15 protein-coding genes are annotated in these 18301 nt (G+C 72.4%); 7 read left to right on the forward strand and 8 right to left on the reverse strand.

From position 1 onward, the window contains the following. Positions 1-37: 37 nt before the first annotated feature. Positions 38-799: an IclR family transcriptional regulator gene (locus OHA58_RS07785; RefSeq protein ID WP_405477708.1), complete on the forward strand. Its 762-nt coding sequence runs from the start codon at positions 38-40 to the stop codon at positions 797-799. 105 nt (positions 800-904) lie between these two features. Then, positions 905-1945 (forward strand): NAD(P)-dependent alcohol dehydrogenase, encoded by a 1041-nt coding sequence (locus OHA58_RS07790; protein WP_405484856.1) that lies wholly within the window; start codon positions 905-907, stop codon positions 1943-1945. 244 nt (positions 1946-2189) lie between these two features. Here OHA58_RS07790 and OHA58_RS07795 read toward each other — a convergent pair whose 3' ends face one another. After that, a complete protein-coding gene (locus OHA58_RS07795; RefSeq protein ID WP_405477710.1) occupies positions 2190-2594 on the reverse strand; it encodes a RidA family protein in 405 nt (134 codons plus the stop codon). Further along, on the reverse strand, positions 2591-3721 hold the full coding sequence (locus tag OHA58_RS07800) for an acyl-CoA dehydrogenase family protein (RefSeq protein WP_405477712.1): 1131 nt from the start codon (positions 3719-3721) through the stop codon (positions 2591-2593). Before OHA58_RS07800 ends, OHA58_RS07795 begins: the two co-directional genes overlap by 4 nt. 142 nt (positions 3722-3863) lie before the next feature. On the opposite strand from OHA58_RS07800, the gene OHA58_RS07805 reads away from it, so the two are divergent. Continuing rightward, positions 3864-5489 carry an AMP-binding protein gene (locus tag OHA58_RS07805; protein ID WP_405477714.1) on the forward strand — a complete coding sequence of 542 codons (1626 nt, stop codon included), beginning with the start codon at positions 3864-3866 and terminating at the stop codon, positions 5487-5489. 4 nt (positions 5490-5493) lie between these two features. Next, positions 5494-6315, forward strand: coding sequence for a PaaX family transcriptional regulator C-terminal domain-containing protein (locus tag OHA58_RS07810; RefSeq protein WP_405477716.1), 822 nt, complete (start codon positions 5494-5496; stop codon positions 6313-6315). Here OHA58_RS07810 and OHA58_RS07815 read toward each other — a convergent pair. Beyond that, positions 6299-8575 carry a bifunctional salicylyl-CoA 5-hydroxylase/oxidoreductase gene (locus tag OHA58_RS07815; RefSeq protein ID WP_405477718.1) on the reverse strand — a complete coding sequence of 759 codons (2277 nt, stop codon included), beginning with the start codon at positions 8573-8575 and terminating at the stop codon, positions 6299-6301. The genes OHA58_RS07810 and OHA58_RS07815 overlap by 17 nt on opposite strands. Positions 8576-8577: 2 nt before the next feature. Continuing rightward, complete coding sequence (locus OHA58_RS07820; protein WP_405477720.1) at positions 8578-9405, reverse strand: enoyl-CoA hydratase family protein; 828 nt, start codon at positions 9403-9405, stop codon at positions 8578-8580. A gap of 233 nt (positions 9406-9638) precedes the next feature. Between OHA58_RS07820 and OHA58_RS07825 the strand changes: the two genes are divergently transcribed. Next, positions 9639-10163: an ATP-binding protein gene (locus tag OHA58_RS07825; RefSeq protein ID WP_405477722.1), complete on the forward strand. Its 525-nt coding sequence runs from the start codon at positions 9639-9641 to the stop codon at positions 10161-10163. Between the two features lie 27 nt (positions 10164-10190). Here OHA58_RS07825 and argF read toward each other — a convergent pair whose 3' ends face one another. The 4 genes from argF to OHA58_RS07845 form a co-directional block, all read right to left on the reverse strand. Continuing rightward, a complete protein-coding gene (argF, locus tag OHA58_RS07830) occupies positions 10191-11198 on the reverse strand; it encodes an ornithine carbamoyltransferase (RefSeq protein WP_405477724.1) in 1008 nt (335 codons plus the stop codon). Positions 11199-11303: 105 nt separating this feature from the next. Continuing rightward, entirely contained in the window at positions 11304-12527 is a 1224-nt protein-coding gene (locus OHA58_RS07835; protein ID WP_405477726.1) for an arginine deiminase, read from the reverse strand. Positions 12528-12602: 75 nt separating this feature from the next. Next, positions 12603-15173, reverse strand: coding sequence for a polynucleotide kinase-phosphatase (locus OHA58_RS07840; RefSeq protein ID WP_405477728.1), 2571 nt, complete (start codon positions 15171-15173; stop codon positions 12603-12605). Further along, positions 15170-16690 (reverse strand): 3' terminal RNA ribose 2'-O-methyltransferase Hen1, encoded by a 1521-nt coding sequence (locus OHA58_RS07845; protein WP_405477730.1) that lies wholly within the window; start codon positions 16688-16690, stop codon positions 15170-15172. Before OHA58_RS07845 ends, OHA58_RS07840 begins: the two co-directional genes overlap by 4 nt. A 104-nt stretch (positions 16691-16794) precedes the next feature. Here OHA58_RS07845 and OHA58_RS07850 point away from each other — a divergent pair, with 104 nt between their 5' ends. Beyond that, positions 16795-17718, forward strand: coding sequence for an LLM class F420-dependent oxidoreductase (locus tag OHA58_RS07850; RefSeq protein ID WP_405477732.1), 924 nt, complete (start codon positions 16795-16797; stop codon positions 17716-17718). A 316-nt stretch (positions 17719-18034) separates the two neighbouring features. Beyond that, complete coding sequence (locus OHA58_RS07855; protein ID WP_389522869.1) at positions 18035-18232, forward strand: hypothetical protein; 198 nt, start codon at positions 18035-18037, stop codon at positions 18230-18232. Positions 18233-18301 lie beyond the last annotated feature (69 nt).

The raw sequence follows: 18301 nt of genomic DNA on the forward strand, positions 1-18301 counted from the left end.
CCCGGCGTTCGGGCGCAGCACACGGGAGACGAGCAGCGTGACCACGACGTCCGGCGACGACATGCTCGGCCGGGGCCTGCGACTCCTCACCGTGCTGGCCGACCATCCCGCGGGCCTGGGGGTGAGCGCCGCGGCCCGCGCCGCGGCGCTCCCGGTCAGCAGCGCCCACCGGCTCCTCGGCCGGCTCGCCGCCGAACGGTTCGTGGCGTACGACGAGGACACCCGGCGCTACGCGCTGGGCGCCCGGGTGCTCGAACTGTCGCGGGGATTTCAGCGCTCACCGGCCGGCTACTCCGCGGCGGCGGCGCCGATGCGGAGGCTCGCCGACCGCACGGGCCTGCCCGCCATCGCGGGCATCCTCTACGACAGGGACGTGCTGCTCGTCCTCACCGCGCAGGGCACGCAGCACCTTCAGCTGCGCAGCGCGGAGGGCACCCGTAACGCCTGGCACGCGACCTCGCTCGGCAAGGTCCTCGTCGCGGGCCTTGCCGAGCGCGAGCGCGACGAGCTGCTCGCGGCCGACCTGAGCGCGGTCACCGCCCGCACCGTGACCGACCCGGCGGCGGTCCGCGAGGAGCTCGACGCCGTGCGCGAGCGCGGCTGGGCCGAGGTCGACGAGGAGAACGAGGTCGGCGTCCGGTCGATCGCCGTCGCCGTGCCCCCGCCGCACGGACAGGCGCCGCGCCTCGCCGTCTCGCTCGGCGCGGCCGTCGCCCTGACCGGCGCCGACGAACTGCGCGCGCACGTCCCGGCCCTGCGCGCGTGCGTGGAGGACATCGCGGCGCACATGGACCACTGAGCGGGTCTCCTGGTGTGACGGCCGCCGGCCGGTGACATGGATCCCGGGGAGGGTGGCCACCGGGCCCCCGCACCGCTCCCGGGAGGAACGCACGTGACCGAGCTGATGAAGGCCGTCCAGTACCGCACGGTGGGTGCCGCTCCCGAAGTCGTGCAGATCCCCGTGCCCGCCCCCGGTCCCGGCGAGGTGCTGCTGCGGATGACGGCGGCCGGTGTCTGCCACTCCGACGTCGCCGTGATGAGCCTGCCCGCCGAGCAGCTGGGCTTCCCGCTGCCGCTCACGCTCGGCCACGAGGGCGTCGGCACGGTCGCTGCGGTGGGTGACGGGGTGGTGGCCGTCGAGGTCGGCGACGCGGTCGCCGTCTACGGGCCGTGGGGCTGCGGCACCTGTGCCAAGTGCGCGGAGGGCAAGGAGAATTACTGTCTGCGCGCCAAGGAACTCGGTATCCACCCGCCCGGCCTCGGCGCGCCCGGCGCCATGGCCGAGTACATGGTCGTGGACAGCCCCCGCCATCTCGTGCCGCTCGGCGGCCTCGACCCGGTGCAGGCGGTGCCGCTGACCGATGCCGGCCTGACGCCGTACCACGCGATCAAGCGGTCGCTGCCGAAACTGGTGCCGGGGTCGACGGCCGTCGTGATCGGCACGGGCGGGCTCGGGCACGTCGCGATCCAGCTCCTGCGCGCGCTGTCCCCGGCGTGGGTGATCGCGCTCGACGTGAACGAGGAGAAGCTGGCGCTCGCCCGCGAGGTGGGCGCCCATGAGGCGATCCTGTCGGACGCCGAATCCGTGGCTGTCGTCGGGGAGTTGACCGGCGGCAAGGGCGCCGAGGCGGTCTTCGACTTCGTCGGGGCCGCGCCCACGGTGGCCACGGCGGGCGGCTGCGTGGCGGTCGAGGGCGATGTCACCATCGTCGGCCTCGGCAGCGGCAGCCTCGCGGTCGGCTTCGGCACCACACCGTACGAGGCGTCGGTGACCGCGCCGTACTGGGGCAGCCGCAGCGAGCTGATGGAGGTGCTCGACCTGGCGCGGGCCGGGGTCATCTCCGTGCACGTGGAGACGTACGGCATCGACGACGCGCCCACCGCCTACCAGCGGCTGCACGACGGGACCGTGCGCGGACGCGCGGTGATCCTGCCGCAGGAGTAGCCGGCCGGCCCCTCACATCGGGGTGCGGGCGTGCTCTTCGGGCTCGACGCCGGGGTTCGCGGCCGGGACTGACGGGCCCTGCCCCAGGGCCTTTCGTCTGGATCAGGCCGGATCAGGGAGCGGGGCCATGGGGGTCCCCCCTGCTCGAGCGCAGCCGAGAACTTGGGGGAGTCGGCGACTGACGACAACGCCGCGAGGTGCGGTGCCAGGACCCGCGAGCCCGGCGTGATCCAGACGAGAGGCCCTAGTCCGGCAGGACCGCCAGGCCGTCCAGTTCCACCAGAGCCTGCTCGTCCCACAGCCGGGTCGTGCCGATCACCGCCATCGCCGGGTAGTCGCGGCCCGCCAACTCGCGCCAGATTCGGCCGAGTTCGCGGGCGTGGGTGCGGTAGTCGGCGATGTCGGTGGCGTAGACGGTGACGCGGGCGAGGGTGTCGGGGGTGCCTCCCGCGTGGCGCAGGGCGGTGAGGAGGTTGGTCAGGGCCCGCTCGAACTGCTCCGGGAGCGTGTCGCCGGTGATCTTGCCGTCCGCGTCGAGGGCGGTCTGGCCGGCGAGGAAGACGAGGCGGCCGCCGGTGGCGGTGACGGCGTGCGAGAAGCCGGTGGGCGGGGAGAGTTCGGGTGGGTTGATCCGCTCGATGCCGCTCACGCGTACAACTCCTTTGCGATGATCGCGCGTTGGACCTCGCTCGCCCCTTCGTAGATGCGGGGGGCCCGCACCTCGCGGTAGAGGTGTTCGAGGAGGTGGCCGCGTTGCAGGGCGCGGGCGCCGTGCAGCTGGACGGCGGTGTCGACGACGTGCTGGGCGGTCTCGGTGGCGAGGAGCTTCGCCATCGCGGCGCGCTGCGGCACGTCGGGGGCGCCCGCGTCGTAGGCCGCCGCGGCCGCGTAGACCATGAGGCGGGCCGCCTCGGTGCGCAGGGCGAGATCGGCCACCTGGTGCGCGACCGTCTGGAGGTCCTTCAGCTTGCCGCCGAACGCGTCGCGCCGGGCGGTGTGGTCGAGCGTCGCGTCGAGCGCGGCCTGCGCCATGCCGACGGCGAAGGCGCCGACGCTCGGGCGGAAGAGGTTCAGGGTGGTCATGGCGACGCGGAAGCCGCGGTCCGGTTCGCCGAGCACGTCGTCGGCGGTGACCGGGACCGCGTCGAAGTCGAGGGAGCCGATGGGGTGCGGGGACAGCATGTCGAGGGGGGTGCCGGTGAGTCCGGGGCGGTCGGCGGGGACCAGGAACGCGGTGACTCCGCGCGCTCCGGCGTCCGGGGCCGTACGGGCGAAGACGGTGTAGAAGTCGGCCTCGGGGGCGTTCGAGATCCAGGTCTTCTCGCCGATGAGGCACCAGCCTCCGGTGCCGTCGGGCTCGGCGCGCAGGGCGAGGGCCGCGGCGTCGGAGCCCGCGCCCGGCTCGCTGAGCGCGAAGGCCGCGACGGCGGTGCCGTCACTGACGCGCGGCAGCCAGTGTGCGCGCTGGGCGTCGGTGCCGTACGCGTGCACGGGGTGCGCGCCGAGCCCCTGGAGGGCGAGCGCGGTCTCGGCCTCCGTGCAGGCGCGGGCGAGGGACTCGCGCATCAGGCACAGGTCGAGGGCGCCGGAGCGGAACAGCCGCTCCAGGAGGCCGAGGCGGCCGAGCTCGGCGACGAGCGGCCGGTTCACCTTCCCCGGCTCGCCCTTCTCGGCGAGGGGTGCGAGCCGCTCGGCGGCGAGCGCGCGCAGCTCGGCACACCAGGCGGTCTGCGCTGGATCGAGCGAGAATGACGGAGCTGCGGACTTTGCGGTCATCTGTCGGCGCCTCCCGGTTCGCCGGCGGCTCGGGCCGGCTCCGTCACGGTATCGCGGACCGTTGACTGTCGTCACCATCACGATACGCTCGTTCCGCGAGCCCACCACAGCAGGGTCTTTCGTTCCTAGGGGGCGCACGGCCATGACAGACGCTCCGCCACAGCACACGTCGGCCCACGTCGACACCTTCGCGCGCGACCATCTCCCGCCGCCCGAACTCTGGCCCGACCTCGTCTTCGACCTCCCCGAACTGCGCTATCCGCAGCAACTGAACTGCGGGGCCGAGCTGCTCGACCGCACCGTCGAACGGTTCGGCCCCGACCGTCCCGCGTTCCGCACGGGCGACGGGGAGGTGTGGACATACGGGGAGCTGCTGCGCCGCGTCGACCGGATCGCGCATCTGCTCAGCGGCGAGCTGGGCGTGCGGCCGGGGAACCGGGTGCTGCTTCGCGGCCCCACCACGCCCTGGCTCGCGGCCTGTTGGCTGGCCGTGATGAAGGCGGGCGCGGTCGCCGTCACCGTGCTCGCGCAGGCGCGGGCGCAGGAGCTGGCGACGGTCTGCTCCATCGCGCGGGTCACGCACGCGCTCTGCGACGCCAGGACCCTGGACGACCTGGTGAAGGCCGAGGTACCCGGGCTGCACGTCACGCCCTTCGGCGGCGAAGGGCCCGACGACCTCCTCAGGCGCGGCTCCGGGCTGCCCGAGACGTACGAGGCCGTGGCGACCGCCGCCGACGACGTCGCCCTGATCGCGTTCACGTCGGGCACGACCGGGCGCCCCAAGGGCTGCATGCACTTCCACCGGGACGTCCTCGCCATCGCGGACACCTTCGCACGCCATGTCCTGCGGCCGACGCCGGACGACGTGTTCGCGGGGAGTCCGCCGCTCGGTTTCACGTTCGGGCTCGGCGGGCTCGTCATCTTCCCGCTGCGGGCCGGCGCCTCGTCGCTTCTGCTCGAACAGGCGGGGCCGAGGCAGCTGCTGCCGGCGATCGCCGAGCACGGGGTGTCCGTCCTGTTCACCGCCCCGACCGCGTACCGAGCGCTCCTCGACGGCACCGACGGGCGCGCGCTCTCGTCGCTGCGGCGGTGCGTCTCCGCGGGCGAGAACCTGCCGGCCGCGACCTGGCGGGCCTGGCACGAAGCGACGGGGATCCGCATCATCAACGGCATCGGCGCCACGGAACTCCTGCACATCTTCATCTCCGCCGCCGACGACGCGATCCGCCCCGGGACGACGGGCGTGCCCGTGCCCGGGTGGCAGGCGCGCGTGGTCGACGCCGCGGGTTCCGAAGTGCCGGACGGGGAACCGGGGTTGCTCGCCGTGCGCGGCCCGGTCGGCTGCCGCTATCTCGCCGACGAGCGGCAGACGACGTACGTCCGCGGCGGCTGGAACGTCACCGGGGACACGTATGTCCGCGAGCCCGACGGCTACTTCCGGTACGTCGCCCGCGCCGACGACATGATCATTTCGGCGGGGTACAACATCGCGGGCCCCGAGGTCGAGGACGCGCTGCTGCGCCACCCGGACGTCGCGGAGACCGCGGTGGTGGGCCGCCCCGACGACGAGCGCGGGCAGATCGCGGTCGCCTATGTCGTGCTGCGCGAGGGCGCCCGCCGGGACCCGGACGCGCTGCGGGCGTTCGTGAAGGCCGAGCTGGTGCCGTACAAGTGCCCGCGCGAGATCGTCTTCCTGGATGCCCTGCCGCGCACGGCGACCGGGAAGCTCCAGCGGTTCCGGTTGCGCTCCGCCGGCGATCTAGAGTGACCACGTGTCCGAGCTGCACACTCCCCGGTCCCTGATCGTCACCCTCTACGGCGCCTACGGGCGCGGCTTCCCCGGCCCCGTGCCTGTCGCCGAGCTGATCCGTCTCCTCGGCGCGGTCGGCGTCGACGCGCCCGCCGTGCGGTCCTGCGTGTCCCGCCTCAAGCGGCGCGGGCTGCTCCTGCCGGAGCGCACGGGGTCGGGCGCCGCCGGGTACGCGCTGTCGCCGGCCGCGCGGCAGCTCCTGGACGACGGCGACCGGCGCATCTACGGGGCGCCGGCCGGCGAGGCGGACGGCTGGGTGCTCGCGGTGTTCTCCGTGCCGGAGGCCGAGCGCGCCAAGCGGCACGTCCTGCGCTCGAGGCTGGCCGGACTCGGCTTCGGCTCGGCGGCGCCCGGCGTGTGGATCGCCCCGGCGGGCCTGCACGAGGAGACCCGGCACACCCTGGAACGCCTCGGACTCTCCCCGTACGTCGATCTGTTCCGCGGCGAGCACCTGGGTTTCGCAGCGACGGCCGACGCGGTCGCGCGCTGGTGGGACCTGGACCGTCTCGCCGCGCTGCACGAGGCGTTCCTCGACGAGCACGCGCCGGTGCTCGCCGCCTGGCAGGCCCGCTCCCCCGGCGACGCCGCGCCGGAGGAGGCGTACCGGGACTACCTCCTCGCCCTCGACTCCTGGCGCCATCTGCCGTACGCGGACCCGGGGCTGCCCGCCGGGCTGCTGCCGGCGCGGTGGCCGGGCACGCGGTCGGCGAGCGTGTTCCGGGCGCTGCACGAGCGGCTGCGGGACGCGGGGGCGGCGTTCACCACCGTCAACCACCCAGCGTGAGCCGGGGCTTGGGCGCGTCCAGACGTCCGGTCTGCGGTGGCCTACTGCCCGCCTCGTACGGCTTCGGCCAGGCGACACCGGGACCCGCGTAGCCCTGTTCGGCCGCCGCGTGCAGGGTCCAGTGCGGGTCGTAGAGGTGGGGGCGGGCCAGGGCGCACAGGTCGGTGCGCCCGGCCAGGATCAGCGAGTTGACGTCGTCCCACGAGGAGATCGCGCCGACCGAGATCACCGGGATGCCGGTCTCGTTGCGGATACGGTCCGCGAACGGCACTTGGTAGGAGCGTCCGTACGCGGGTTTCTCGTCGGCGACGACCTGTCCGGTCGACACGTCGATCGCGTCGGCGCCGTGCGCCGCGAAGGCGCGGGCGATCTCCACGGCGTCGTCCGCGTCCGTGCCGCCGTCCGCCCAGTCGGTGGCGGAGATCCGGACGGTCATGGGGCGGTCGCCGGGCCACACGTCGCGTACGGCGTCGAAGACTTCGAGGGGGAAGCGCAGCCGGTTCGTGAGCGAGCCGCCGTACGCGTCCGTCCGGTGATTGCTCAGCGGCGAGAGGAAGCCGGACAGCAGATAGCCGTGGGCGCAGTGCAGTTCGAGGAGGTCGAAGCCGGCGTCGGCGGCGCGCACGGCGGCGGACGTGAACTGCTCGCGGACATCGGCGAGTTCGTCCCGCGTCAGCTCGTGCGGAGTCTGGCTGCCCGGCTTGTAGGGGAGCGGGGAAGCGGCGACGAGCGGCCAGTTCCCCTCCGGGAGCGGTTCGTCGATGCCTTCCCACATCAGCTTCGTGGAGCCCTTGCGTCCGGAGTGTCCGAGCTGGACGCCGACCGCCGTGCCGGGGGCCTGGGTGTGCGCGAACTCTGTGATGCGGCGCCAGGCCGTGGCCTGTTCCGGCGTGTAGAGACCGCCGCAGCCCGGGGTGATGCGGCCCTCGGGGCTGACGCACACCATCTCGGTCATGACGAGTCCGGCGCCGCCGAGGGCCCGCGCGCCGAGGTGGACGAGGTGGAAGTCGCCGGGGACGCCGGCCTGGGCCGAGTACATGTCCATGGGCGAGACGACGACGCGGTTGCGCAAGGTCAGATCGCGCAGGCGCAGCGGCGTGAACATGGGGGGTGTGCCGGGCGGGCAGCCGAAGTCGCGTTCGACGGCCTCGGTGAAGCGGGGGTCGCGCAGGCGCAGGTTGTCGTGCGTGACGCGGCGGCTGCGGGTGAGGAGGTTGAACGCGAACTGGCGTGCCGGCTGGTCGAGATAGAGGCCGAGGTTCTCGAACCACTCCAGGCTGGCGCGGGCCGCGCGCTGGGTGGAGGCGACGACGGGCCGCCGCTCCGCCTCGTACGCGGCGAGCCCCTCGGCCGTGGTGGGCTGCTCCTGGAGGCAGGCGGCGAGCGCGAGGGCGTCCTCGACGGCGAGCTTGGTGCCGGAGCCGATGGAGAAGTGCGCGGTGTGCGCGGCGTCGCCGACGAGGACGACGTTCCCGTGCGACCACTTCTCGTTCACGACCGTGCGGAAGGCGGTCCAGGCGGAGTTGTTCGACCTGAGGCCACGGCCGCCCAGGGCGTCGGTGAAGATCTTGGCGCAGCGCTCGACGGACTCGCGCACGTCGATCTCGTCGAACCCGGCCGCCCGCCAGACCTCCTCGCGCATCTCGACGATGACGGTGCTGTCGCTCGCCGAGTACGGGTATCCGTGCAGCTGCATGACGCCGTGCTCGGTCTCGGCGGTCTCGAAGCGGAACGCGTCGAAGGCGAAGTCGGCGGCGAGCCAGATGTAGCGGCAGCGGTGCTCCTCGACGCGCGGCCGGAACGCGTCGGCGTGGGCCTCGCGGGTCGCGCTGTGCACTCCGTCGGCGGCGACGACCAGGTCGTGGTCGCGGGCGAGGTCGGCTGCCGGCGGTGCCTGAGAGCGGAAGCGGAGGTTCACGCCGAGCTGCCGGCAGCGCTCGTGGAGGATTTCGAGGAGCCTGCGGCGGCCGAGCGCGGCGAAGCCGTGGCCGCCCGAGGTGTGGCGGGTGCCGCGGTGCACGACGTCGATGTCGTCCCAGCGCACGAACTCCGCCTGGAGCGCGGCGTGGACGACGGGGTCGGCGTGCTCGATGCCGCCGAGCGTCTCGTCGGAGAGGACGACGCCGAAGCCGAAGGTGTCGTCGGGGGCGTTGCGCTCCCAGACCGTGATGTCGCGGCGCGGGTCGAGCCGCTTGAGGAGGGCGGCGGCGTACAGGCCGCCGGGTCCGCCGCCGATGACCGCCACGCGCAGGGGTCCCATGGTCACCGCCCCTGCCACTTGGGCGCGCGTTTCTCCGTGAAGGCCGCGTGGAACTCGGCGTAGTCCTCGCCGTTCATGAGGAGGGCCTGGGTCGCGGCGTCCATTTCGACGGCGGCGGCCAGGGGCATGTCGAGTTCGGCGGTGAGCAGGGCCTTGGTCTGGGCGTACGCGAGGGCGGGACCCTCGGCGAGGCGGCGGGCCAGGGCCTGCGCGACCTCGTCGACCTGGCCCTCGTCGGTCAGCTCGCTGATCAGGCCGATGCGCTCGGCCTCGGGGGCGCGCACCGGCTCGCCCAGCATGAGCAGGCGCGTCGCGTGGCCGAGGCCGACGACGCGGGGCAGCAGATACGCGGCGCCCATGTCGCCGCCGGACAGGCCGACGCGGGTGAAGAGGAACGCGAAGCGGGCGCTCGGGTCGGCGACGCGGAAGTCGGCGGCGAGTGCGAGGACGGCGCCCGCGCCCGCAGCGACCCCGTGCACGGCGGCGATCACCGGGAAGGGGCACTCGCGCACGGCCCGTACGACCTGGCCGGTCATCCGGTTGAAGTCTAGGAGCTGGGCGGTGTCCATGGCGAGGGTGGCGCCGATGATCTCGTCCACGTCACCGCCGGAGCAGAATCCGCGGCCCTCGCCGGCCAGGACGAGGGCGCGTACGGAGCGCTCGCGGGACAGCTCGGCGAGCAGGTCGCGCAGGTCGGCGTAGGCGCCGAAGGTGAGCGCGTTGAGCTTGTCGGGGCGGGCCAGGGTGACGGTGGCGACCCCGTCGTCGACGGCGTACCTCAGATGCCGCCAGTCGTCGGTGCGGGGCACGGAGCCGGTGAAGGGACTCATGGCGGTGCGGCCTCCTCGGGCGGGGGCGGCGGACGGTTCGGCGCGCCTGCGGCAGGCACGTCGCTCCATGAAGTTATCACCGCTTCGTGACTTCCGTCACGAGTACGCGATACGGGATCCTGGCGGCAGGCGTTCAGCCCAGGTAGGGAGCGCGTATGAGGCGAGTGACGAAGTGACGAACGTCCCGAAAAGGGGCGTCGGACGGCTCTGTCCGACGACGCCTTACCATTCGTATGGTTGAAAGCAGGACAGCTCCTCCGCTGTCAGCCCCTGTCACCCCCTGTCAGGACACCTGCACCCTGAACGGACCCACCGTGCCCACACCGCCTGCCCCCACCTCCTGGCGTATCGCGCTACCGCACACCGCGGCCGCGGTGCCGGTCGCGCGTGCCCTGGTGCGCACGGCCCTGACGGAGATCGAGTCGCCCTCGCTCGACAGCGACACGGCGGAGCTGCTCACAGCCGAGCTGGTGGCGAACGCCGTCGAGCACACGGCGGGGGCGGGCCCCATCGAGCTGGTGGTGGAGCTGCTGGCGTCGGGCTGTCAGGTCGAGGTGCACGACGGGGACCCGGCGCCGCCCGGCGATCTGACCCTGCCCGGTCCGGCCGAGGAGCCGGACCCGTGGCAGGAGCACGGGCGCGGGCTGCTGCTCATCCGCACCCTGAGCTCGTCCTGCGGACATCGCCCCACCGCGTCCGGCAAGGCGGTCTGGTTCACCCTTCCCGCGGTGCCGGCGCAGCGGACGAGCCCGGAGTAGTACGCGCCTCCCCTGCCGGGGCGGGCGTCAGGCCAGCGTGGCGACCATGATCGCCTTGATGGTGTGCAGCCGGTTCTCGGCCTCGTCGAAGACGACCGAGTGCGCCGACTCGAAGACCTCGTCCGTGACCTCCAGCGAGTCCAGGCCGTACGTCTCGTGGATCTCGCGCCCGACCTTGGTGCCCAGGTCGTGGAAGGCCGGCAGGCAGTGCAGGAACTTGACGTCCGCGTTCCCCGTGGCGCGCAGGACGTCCATCGTCACGGCGTACGGCGCGAGAGCAGCTATGCGCTCGGCCCACACCCCCTTGGGCTCCCCCATGGAGACCCAGACGTCGGTGACCACGAAGTCGGCGCCCGCGACACCCTCGGGGATGTCCTCGGTGAGCGTGATGCGGGCGCCGCTCGTCTCGGCGAGCTTGCGGGCCTGCGCCACGATCTCCTCGGCCGGCCAGTACTCACGCGGCGCCACGATGCGGACGTCCATGCCGAGCAGCGCGCCGGTCACCAGGTACGAGTTGCCCATGTTGAAGCGGGCGTCACCGAGGTAGGCGAAGGCGATCCGGTCGAGCGGCTTGCTGCAGTGCTCGACCATCGTGAGCACGTCGGCGAGCATCTGCGTGGGGTGCCAGTCGTCGGTCAGGCCGTTGTAGACCGGCACGTCCGCGTACGCGGCGAGCTCCTCGACACCGGACTGGCTGTCCCCGCGGTACTCGATGGCGTCGAACATCCGGCCGAGGACGCGGGCGGTGTCCCGCACGGACTCCTTGTGGCCGATCTGCGAGCCGGACGGGTCCAGGTAGGTCGTGGAAGCGCCCTGGTCGGCCGCGGCGACCTCGAAGGCGCAGCGCGTACGGGTGGAGGTCTTCTCGAAGATCAGCGCGATGTTCCGGCCCGCGAGGTGCCGCGTCTCCGTCCCCGCCTTCTTGGCCGCCTTCAGCTCGGCGGCGAGGTCGATCAGGCCGCGGAACTCCTCGGCGGTGAAGTCCACCTCTTTGAGGAAGTGGCGGCCGGTGAGGTCGGGACGGACTGTCGCCATGGGGCGCTCCTGGGGTACGCGTAAAGGGCCAGTGCATCAGAGATGCTGGAAGTCTATACGATGCTCCACATTTCTATACAGGGTCAGGTTCCGGAGACCGCCGCTCTATACAGGGTCCCTCTCGACCGGGCAGCTCATGCAGCGCGGGCCGCCTCTCCCCCGCCCCAGCTCACTGCCCAGGATCTCTATGACCTCGATTCCCTGCTTGCGCAGATAGGTGTTCGTCGTCGCGTTGCGCTCGTAGGCGACGACCACGCCCGGCTCCACGGCCAGCACGTTGCACCCGTCGTCCCACTGCTCCCGCTCGGCCGCGTGCACGTCCTGCGTGGCGGTCAGGACCCGGATCTCGCTGAGGCCGAGCGCGGCCGCGATGGCCCGGTGCATGTGCTCCGGCGGATGGTCTGTGACCTTCAACTCCCGCTCCCCCACGCCCGGTTCGATGGTGTACGAGCGCAGCATGCCGAGCCCCGCGTACTGCGTGAACGTGTCGCCGTCGACCATCGTCATCACGGTGTCGAGGTGCATGAACGCCCGCCGCTTCGGCATGTCGAGCGCCACGATCGTCTGCGCGGAGCCCGCCGCGAACAGCTTGTGCGCCAGCATCTCGACGGCCTGCGGGGTGGTGCGCTCGCTCATCCCGATGAGTACGGCGCCCTGCCCGATCACCAGGACGTCGCCGCCCTCGATCGTGGACGGGTAGTCGGCCTGCCCCTCCGACCACAGGTGGAAGCCCGAGTCCCGGAACAGCGGATGGTGCCGGTAGATCGCCTCGAAGTGGACGGTCTCGCGCTGCCGGGCGGGCCAGCGCATCGCGTTGATGGAGACGCCGTCGTAGATCCAGGCCGAGGTGTCGCGGGTGAACAGGTGGTTGGGCAGCGGGCCGAGCAGGAAGTCGTCGAGGTCCATCGCGTGGAAGCGGACCGACGTCGGCTCGGGGTGCCGGTCGAGGAACTCCCGCTTGGTCATGCCGCCGACCAGCGCCTCGGCCAGGTCCGTGGCCGGCATCGTCTCGAAGGCGGCCCTGAGGTGGTCGGTGGCGAGCGGCCCGTACTCCTTCTCGTCGAAGACCCGGTCGAGGACGAGGGACCTGGCGTCCCCGATGGCGAGCGCCTCGGTGAGCAGGTCGCCGAAGAGGTGCACGGTCACGCCGCGGTCGCGCAGCACGTCGGCGAACCCGTCGTGCTCCTGCCGCGCGCGGCGCACCCACAGCACGTCGTCGAAGAGCAACGCGTCCTTGTTGCTCGGCGTGAGCCGCTTGAGCTCCAGATCGGGGCGGTGCAGGATGACGCGGCGCAGCCGCCCGGCCTCGGAGTCGACGTGGAATCCCATGGATCCATCTTTCCCCGGCCGGAGGGCCCGCGCCCGTGCAATCAAGGAGCTGGGTGGCGGCTCACATCAGCGCTCTCACAGCCTCGGGTCGACCGGCTCCGACTCGAGCGCGAGGACCGCGAACACCGCCTCGTGGACCCGCCACAGCGGCTCCCCGTCCGCGAGCCGGTCCAGCGCCTCGAGACCGAGCGCGTACTCGCGGATCGCGAGCGAGCGCTTGTGCCCGAGGAAGCGGCCGCGCAGGCGTTCCAGGTGGTCGGGGCGCGTGTACTCGGGACCGTAGATGATCCGCAGGTACTCGCGGCCGCGGCACTTGATGCCGGGCTGTACGAGCCGGCCCTTGCCGTCGCGGGTGAGCGCCTCGACCGGCTTGACGACCATGCCCTCGCCGCCGCGCCCGGTCATCTCCAGCCACCAGTCGACACCGGCGCTCACGGACGCCTCGTCGCCGGTGTCCACGAAGAGACGCCGGGTGGTCTGCAGGAGCCCCGAGCCGTCGTGCTCGACCATCCGGTCGATGAGGGCGAGCTGCTCATCGTGCGGCAGCGCGGCCAGCGACCTGCCCTGCACCGCCAGGATCTGGAACGGCGCGAGCCGCACCCCTTCGAGCCCGTCCGTCGTCCAGCAGTAGCGCCGGTAGGCGTCCGTGAACGCGGCCGCGTCGGCGGCCCGTTCACGCTGCCTGCCGAGCAGTTCGCCCACGTCGACGCCGCGCGCCGCCGCCGCTTCCAGACCGGCGATGGCATCCGGGAACACGGCACCGGACGCGGCGCCCACGGCGGCGTACTGCGAGCGCAGCAGGCCCGACGCCTTGAGCGACCAGGGCATCAGCTCCGTGTCGAGCAGCAGCCAGTCCGTGTCGAGCTCGTCCCACAGCCCCGCGTCGGTGACGGCGGCGCGCACCCGGCCGAGGATCTCCTCGGTGACCTGCTCGTCGGCGAAGAAGGACCGTCCGGTACGGGTGTAGAGCGCGCCGGTGGGCCCCTCCGGGACGCCGAAGCGCTCGCGCGCCACCTCCGCGTCCCGGCACACCAGGGCCACCGCCCTCGAGCCCATGTGCTTCTCCTCGCACACGACGCGCCCGACCCCGTCGGCGGCGTACTGGGCGAAGGCCTCGGCGGGGTGCTCCAGGAAGGGTTCATCAGCGGCTCCGCCGCGGGCTCCCGCGCTGGAGGTCGCCGTGGGCGCCATGGTCGGCGGCAGGTACGGGACCAGGCGCGGGTCGACGGCGAAGCGGCTCATGACCTCGAGGGCCGCCGCCGCGTTCTCCTCGCGCACGGCGACGCGTCCGGCGTGCCGGGTCTCGACGGACCGCCGTCCGTGCACGTCGGCGAGGTCGAGCGGCCGCCCGTCCTGCCCGCCGGGCGCCTCGGTCCGCAGCGGCCTCGACGGCTCGTACCAGACCTTCTCCGCGGGTACGTCGACCAGTTCGCGCTCCGGCCAGCGCAGCGCGGTCAGCTTGCCGCCGAACACGGCGCCGGTGTCGAGGCAGATGGTGTTGTTGAGCCAGGTGGCCTGCGGGACCGGTGTGTGGCCGTAGACGACGGCCGCGCTGCCGCGGTACTCCTCGGCCCACGGGTAGCGCACCGGCAGGCCGAACTCGTCGGTCTCGCCGGTCGTGTCCCCGTACAGCGCGTGCGAGCGCACCCGCCCCGACGTGCGCCCGTGGTACTTCTCGGGCAGGCCCGCGTGGCACACGACGAGCTTGCCCCCGTCGAGGACGTAGTGGCTGACGAGGCCGTCGACGAACTCGGCGACCTCCTGCGTGAACTCCTCGCTCTCGCCCGCGAACTGCTCGACGGTCTCGGCGAGGCCGTGCGTGTGCTGGACCTTTCTGCCCTTGAGGTAACGGCCGAACTTGTTCTCGTGGTTCCCGGGCACGCACAGCGCGTGGCCCGACTTGACCATCGCCATGACGCGGCGCAGGACGCCCGGGGAGTCGGGCCCCCGGTCGACGAGGTCGCCGACGAACACCGCCGTACGGCCGGCGGGGTGCACACCGTCCACGTAGCCGAGCCTGGTGAGCAGCGTCTCCAGCTCAGAGGCGCAGCCGTGGATGTCGCCGATGATGTCGAAGGGACCCGTGAGGTGCGTGAGGTCGTTGTAGCGCTTCTCTCGTACGACCTCGGCGCTGTCGGCCTCCTCGACGCCGCGCAGGATGTGCACCTTGCGGAAGCCCTCGCGCTCCAAGTGGCGCAGGGAGCGCCGCAGTTCGCGGGTGTGCCGGGAGATGACGCGGCGCGCCATGCCGGCGCGGTCGGCGCGCTCCGCGTTGCGCGCGGCGCAGACCTCCTCCGGGATGTCGAGGACGATGGCGATGGGCAGCACGTCGTACTGCCGCGCCAGGTCGACCAGCTGCTTGCGGCTCTCCTGCTGGACGTTGGTCGCGTCGACGACAGTGAGCCGCCCGGCCGCGAGGCGCTTGCCCGCGATGTAGTGGAGCACGTCGAAGGCGTCGCGGCTGGCGCTCTGGTCATTCTCGTCGTCGGCGACGAGCCCCCGGCAGAAGTCGCTGGAGATGATCTCGGTGGGCTTGAAGTGCCGCCGCGCGAACGTCGACTTGCCGGACCCCGAGGCGCCGACGAGGACGACGAGGGACAGGTCGGTGACGGGGAGCGTACGAGCGTGGGAACCGGTGCTGGTCATGCGGCCTTCGCCTCCTTCGGGCTCGGGTCGGTCCGGGTCTGGTCGGTCCGGGTCTGGTCGGTCCGGGTCCGGTCGGTGAGGGTGAAGACGGCCATCTGCGTGGGCGGGCCGACCTCGGGGTCATCGGGTCCGACAGGCTCGAACTCCACGTCGTAGCCGTGCCGGTCGGCCACCGCGCGCGACCAGGTACGGAACTCCTCGCGGGTCCACTCGAAGCGGTGGTCGCCGTGCCGGACGTGTCCGGCGGGCAGGCTCTCCCAGCGGACGTTGTACTCGACGTTCGGTGTCGTCACGAGGACCGTCCTCGGCCGCGCGGAGCCGAACACCGCGTACTCCAGTGCGGGCAGCCGCGGCAGGTCGAGGTGCTCGATGACCTCACTGAGTACCGCCGCGTCGTATCCCTTGAGCCGCTTGTCGGTGTACGCGAGCGAGCCCTGGAGGAGCGTGACGCGGGAGGCCTGGCGCTCCCCCATCCCGTCGGTCCTGAGGCGCCGGGCGGCGATCGTCAGGGCCCGCATCGACACGTCGACACCCACGACCTCGGTGAACCGGGTGTCCTTGAGCAGCTCGTGCACCAACTGGCCCTGTCCGCATCCCAGGTCGAGCACCCTCCCGGCCCCGGCCGCCCTGAGCGCGGCGGTGATGGCGTCGCGCCGCTGAACGGCCAGCGGTACGGGCTGCTCCTCGGTGTCCGTCGCCTCGTCGACCGCGTTGTCGATGTCCTCCACGTCGGTGTCGTCCGCGTCGGCGAGCCGCACCAGCTCCAGGCGCTCCATGGCGCTGCGGGTGAGTGCCCGGCGTCGCGAGAGGTAACGGCTGGTGATCAGCTTCTGCTCGGGGTGCGTGGGCAGCCAGCCCTCACCCGCCCGGAGCAGCTTGTCGACCTCGTCGGCCGAGACCCAGTAGTGCTTGGCGTCGTCGAGCACGGGCAGCAGCACATACAGATGCCGCAGCGCTTCGGCGAGGCGCAGCTCGCCCTCCAGGACGAGACGCACATAGCGGGAGTCGCCCCACTCGGGGAACCGCTCGTCGAGCGCGACCGGGTCGGCCGCCACCGTGGCCCAGCCGAGCGGCTCGAAGAGCCGGCGCACCAGCGCCACCCCGCCGCGCGCGGGCACCGCGGGCACCTCGATACGCAGCGGCATCGGCTGCTCGGCCCGCTCGGGCATGGCCTTGCACTGTCCGCGCAGGGCGCTGGAGAACACATTGCCGATCGCCACGGCGAGCAGGGACGAGGCGGCGTACGGCCGGTCGTTCACATACTGCGCGAGCGCCGCGTCGGGGGCGCCGCCGCGGCCCTTGCCCTTGCCCTTGCCGCGGCGCACGAGCGCGACCGGATCCACCTCCAGGAGCAGCGCCGCGGTGCAGCGCTCCGCGGACGCCTCCGGGTACAGGACGTGCGCGGTTCCGTGCGAGGTGGAGAACGCCTGCGCGTTGCCGGGATGCTTGTGCAGCAGAAACCCGAGGTCGGTCGCGGGGCGTTCAGGGGTGCCGGTCGTGCTGATCGTCAGGAACACGCGTCCGAGTATGGTCCGCCAGTACCGCCCCCGACCACGCATTTCTCCCCGGGGACGCTGCGGTTCTAAAAGGTCACCAGAAGTGACCGGTGCATGATGGCTGAATGGATCTTCGAGTCTTCACAGAACCGCAGCAAGGCGCCACCTACGAGACGCTTCTCCGCGTGGCGAAGGCCGCTGAAGACCTCAGTTATGGAGCGTTTTTCCGGTCTGACCATTACTTGCACATGGGCTCCGCCGACGGGCTCCCCGGCCCCACCGATGCCTGGATCACGCTGGCCGGCCTCGCCCGCGAGACCAAGCGGATCCGCCTGGGCACACTGATGACCGCCGGCACCTTCCGCCTCCCGGGCGTCCTCGCGATCCAGGTCGCGCAGGTCGACCAGATGTCGGGCGGACGCGTGGAGTTGGGCCTCGGCTCCGGCTGGTACGGAGCGGAGCACGAGGCTTACGGCATCCCCTTCCCGAAGGAGAAGTTCGGCCGCCTCGAGGAGCAACTCGCCATCGTCACGGGCCTGTGGAGCACGCCCGTCGGCGAGCGCTTCGACTTCAACGGCACGTACTACCAGCTGAAGGACTCCCCCGCGCTGCCCAAGCCGGCGCAGAACAAGGTGCCGGTCCTGATCGGCGGGCACGGCGCCAAGCGGACCCCGGCGCTCGCCGCGCAGTACGCCGACGAGTTCAACATCCCGTTCGCGTCGCTCACCGACACGGAGCAGCAGTTCAAGCGGGTCCGTGCGGTGGCGGAGGAATACGGCCGGAGCGCCGGCAGCCTCGTCTACTCCAACGCCCTGGTGGCGTGCGTCGGGAAGAGCGACGCCGACGTCAGGCGTCGCGCCGCCACCATCGGCCGCGATGTGGACGAGCTGAAGGCGAACGGGCTCGCCGGCTCGCCTGCCGAGGTCGTCGAGCGGATCGCCGCGTACCAGGCCGTCGGCTCGCAGCGGATGTATCTCCAGATGCTCGACCTGGACGACCTGGACCACTTGGAGCTGATCGCCACCGAGGTGATGCCCCAGCTTTCCTAGACCACGCACCTCCCGGCTTCCTGAGCGGCTGTACGGCTTCACGGCTTCACGGCTTCACGGCTTCACGGCTTCACGGCTTCACGGCTGAGCGTCAACTCCGCTGGTCCCGCCGCTCCGGCCCCGCCCCTGTCGGGTGAATATCCGTCAACCGGGCATGTGGCCGGGGCGCGCGCCAGTGACCCGTCCACGCGAGTGATCGTTGGCTCGGGCGGAGCCGGACCGCCCGGCACCCGCACCGGCGGCGGCTGCCGCTGCCGGGCGACGCCTGCGTCAACTGCCCTCCCCCGCGGGGAGAGCGAGGGCCGAGGAGGCCGCCATGTCCCAGGAAGCCATGTCCGAGCAGGTCGTGCACGAACCGGCCGTGCCGGATCAGAAGGGCGCACCCAAGGGTCTGCTCCAGCAGATGGAAGAGCTGATGGCCGCGCTCAACGCCGATCTGTCGCAACTCGACGCCGACCTTCAGCAGTCCACCGGACCCGGCGCCCCGTCCGCCGACGAGGGCCACCGCCTCTGACCCCGCCGGGGGCGCGTCGCACCGATGCCGGTGCGCCCCCGAAGCCCGCTGCCGTCGCAGCCGCAGCCG

The organism is Streptomyces sp. NBC_00009 (assembly GCF_045040855.1).
Taxonomy (GTDB): domain Bacteria; phylum Actinomycetota; class Actinomycetes; order Streptomycetales; family Streptomycetaceae; genus Streptomyces; species Streptomyces aureus.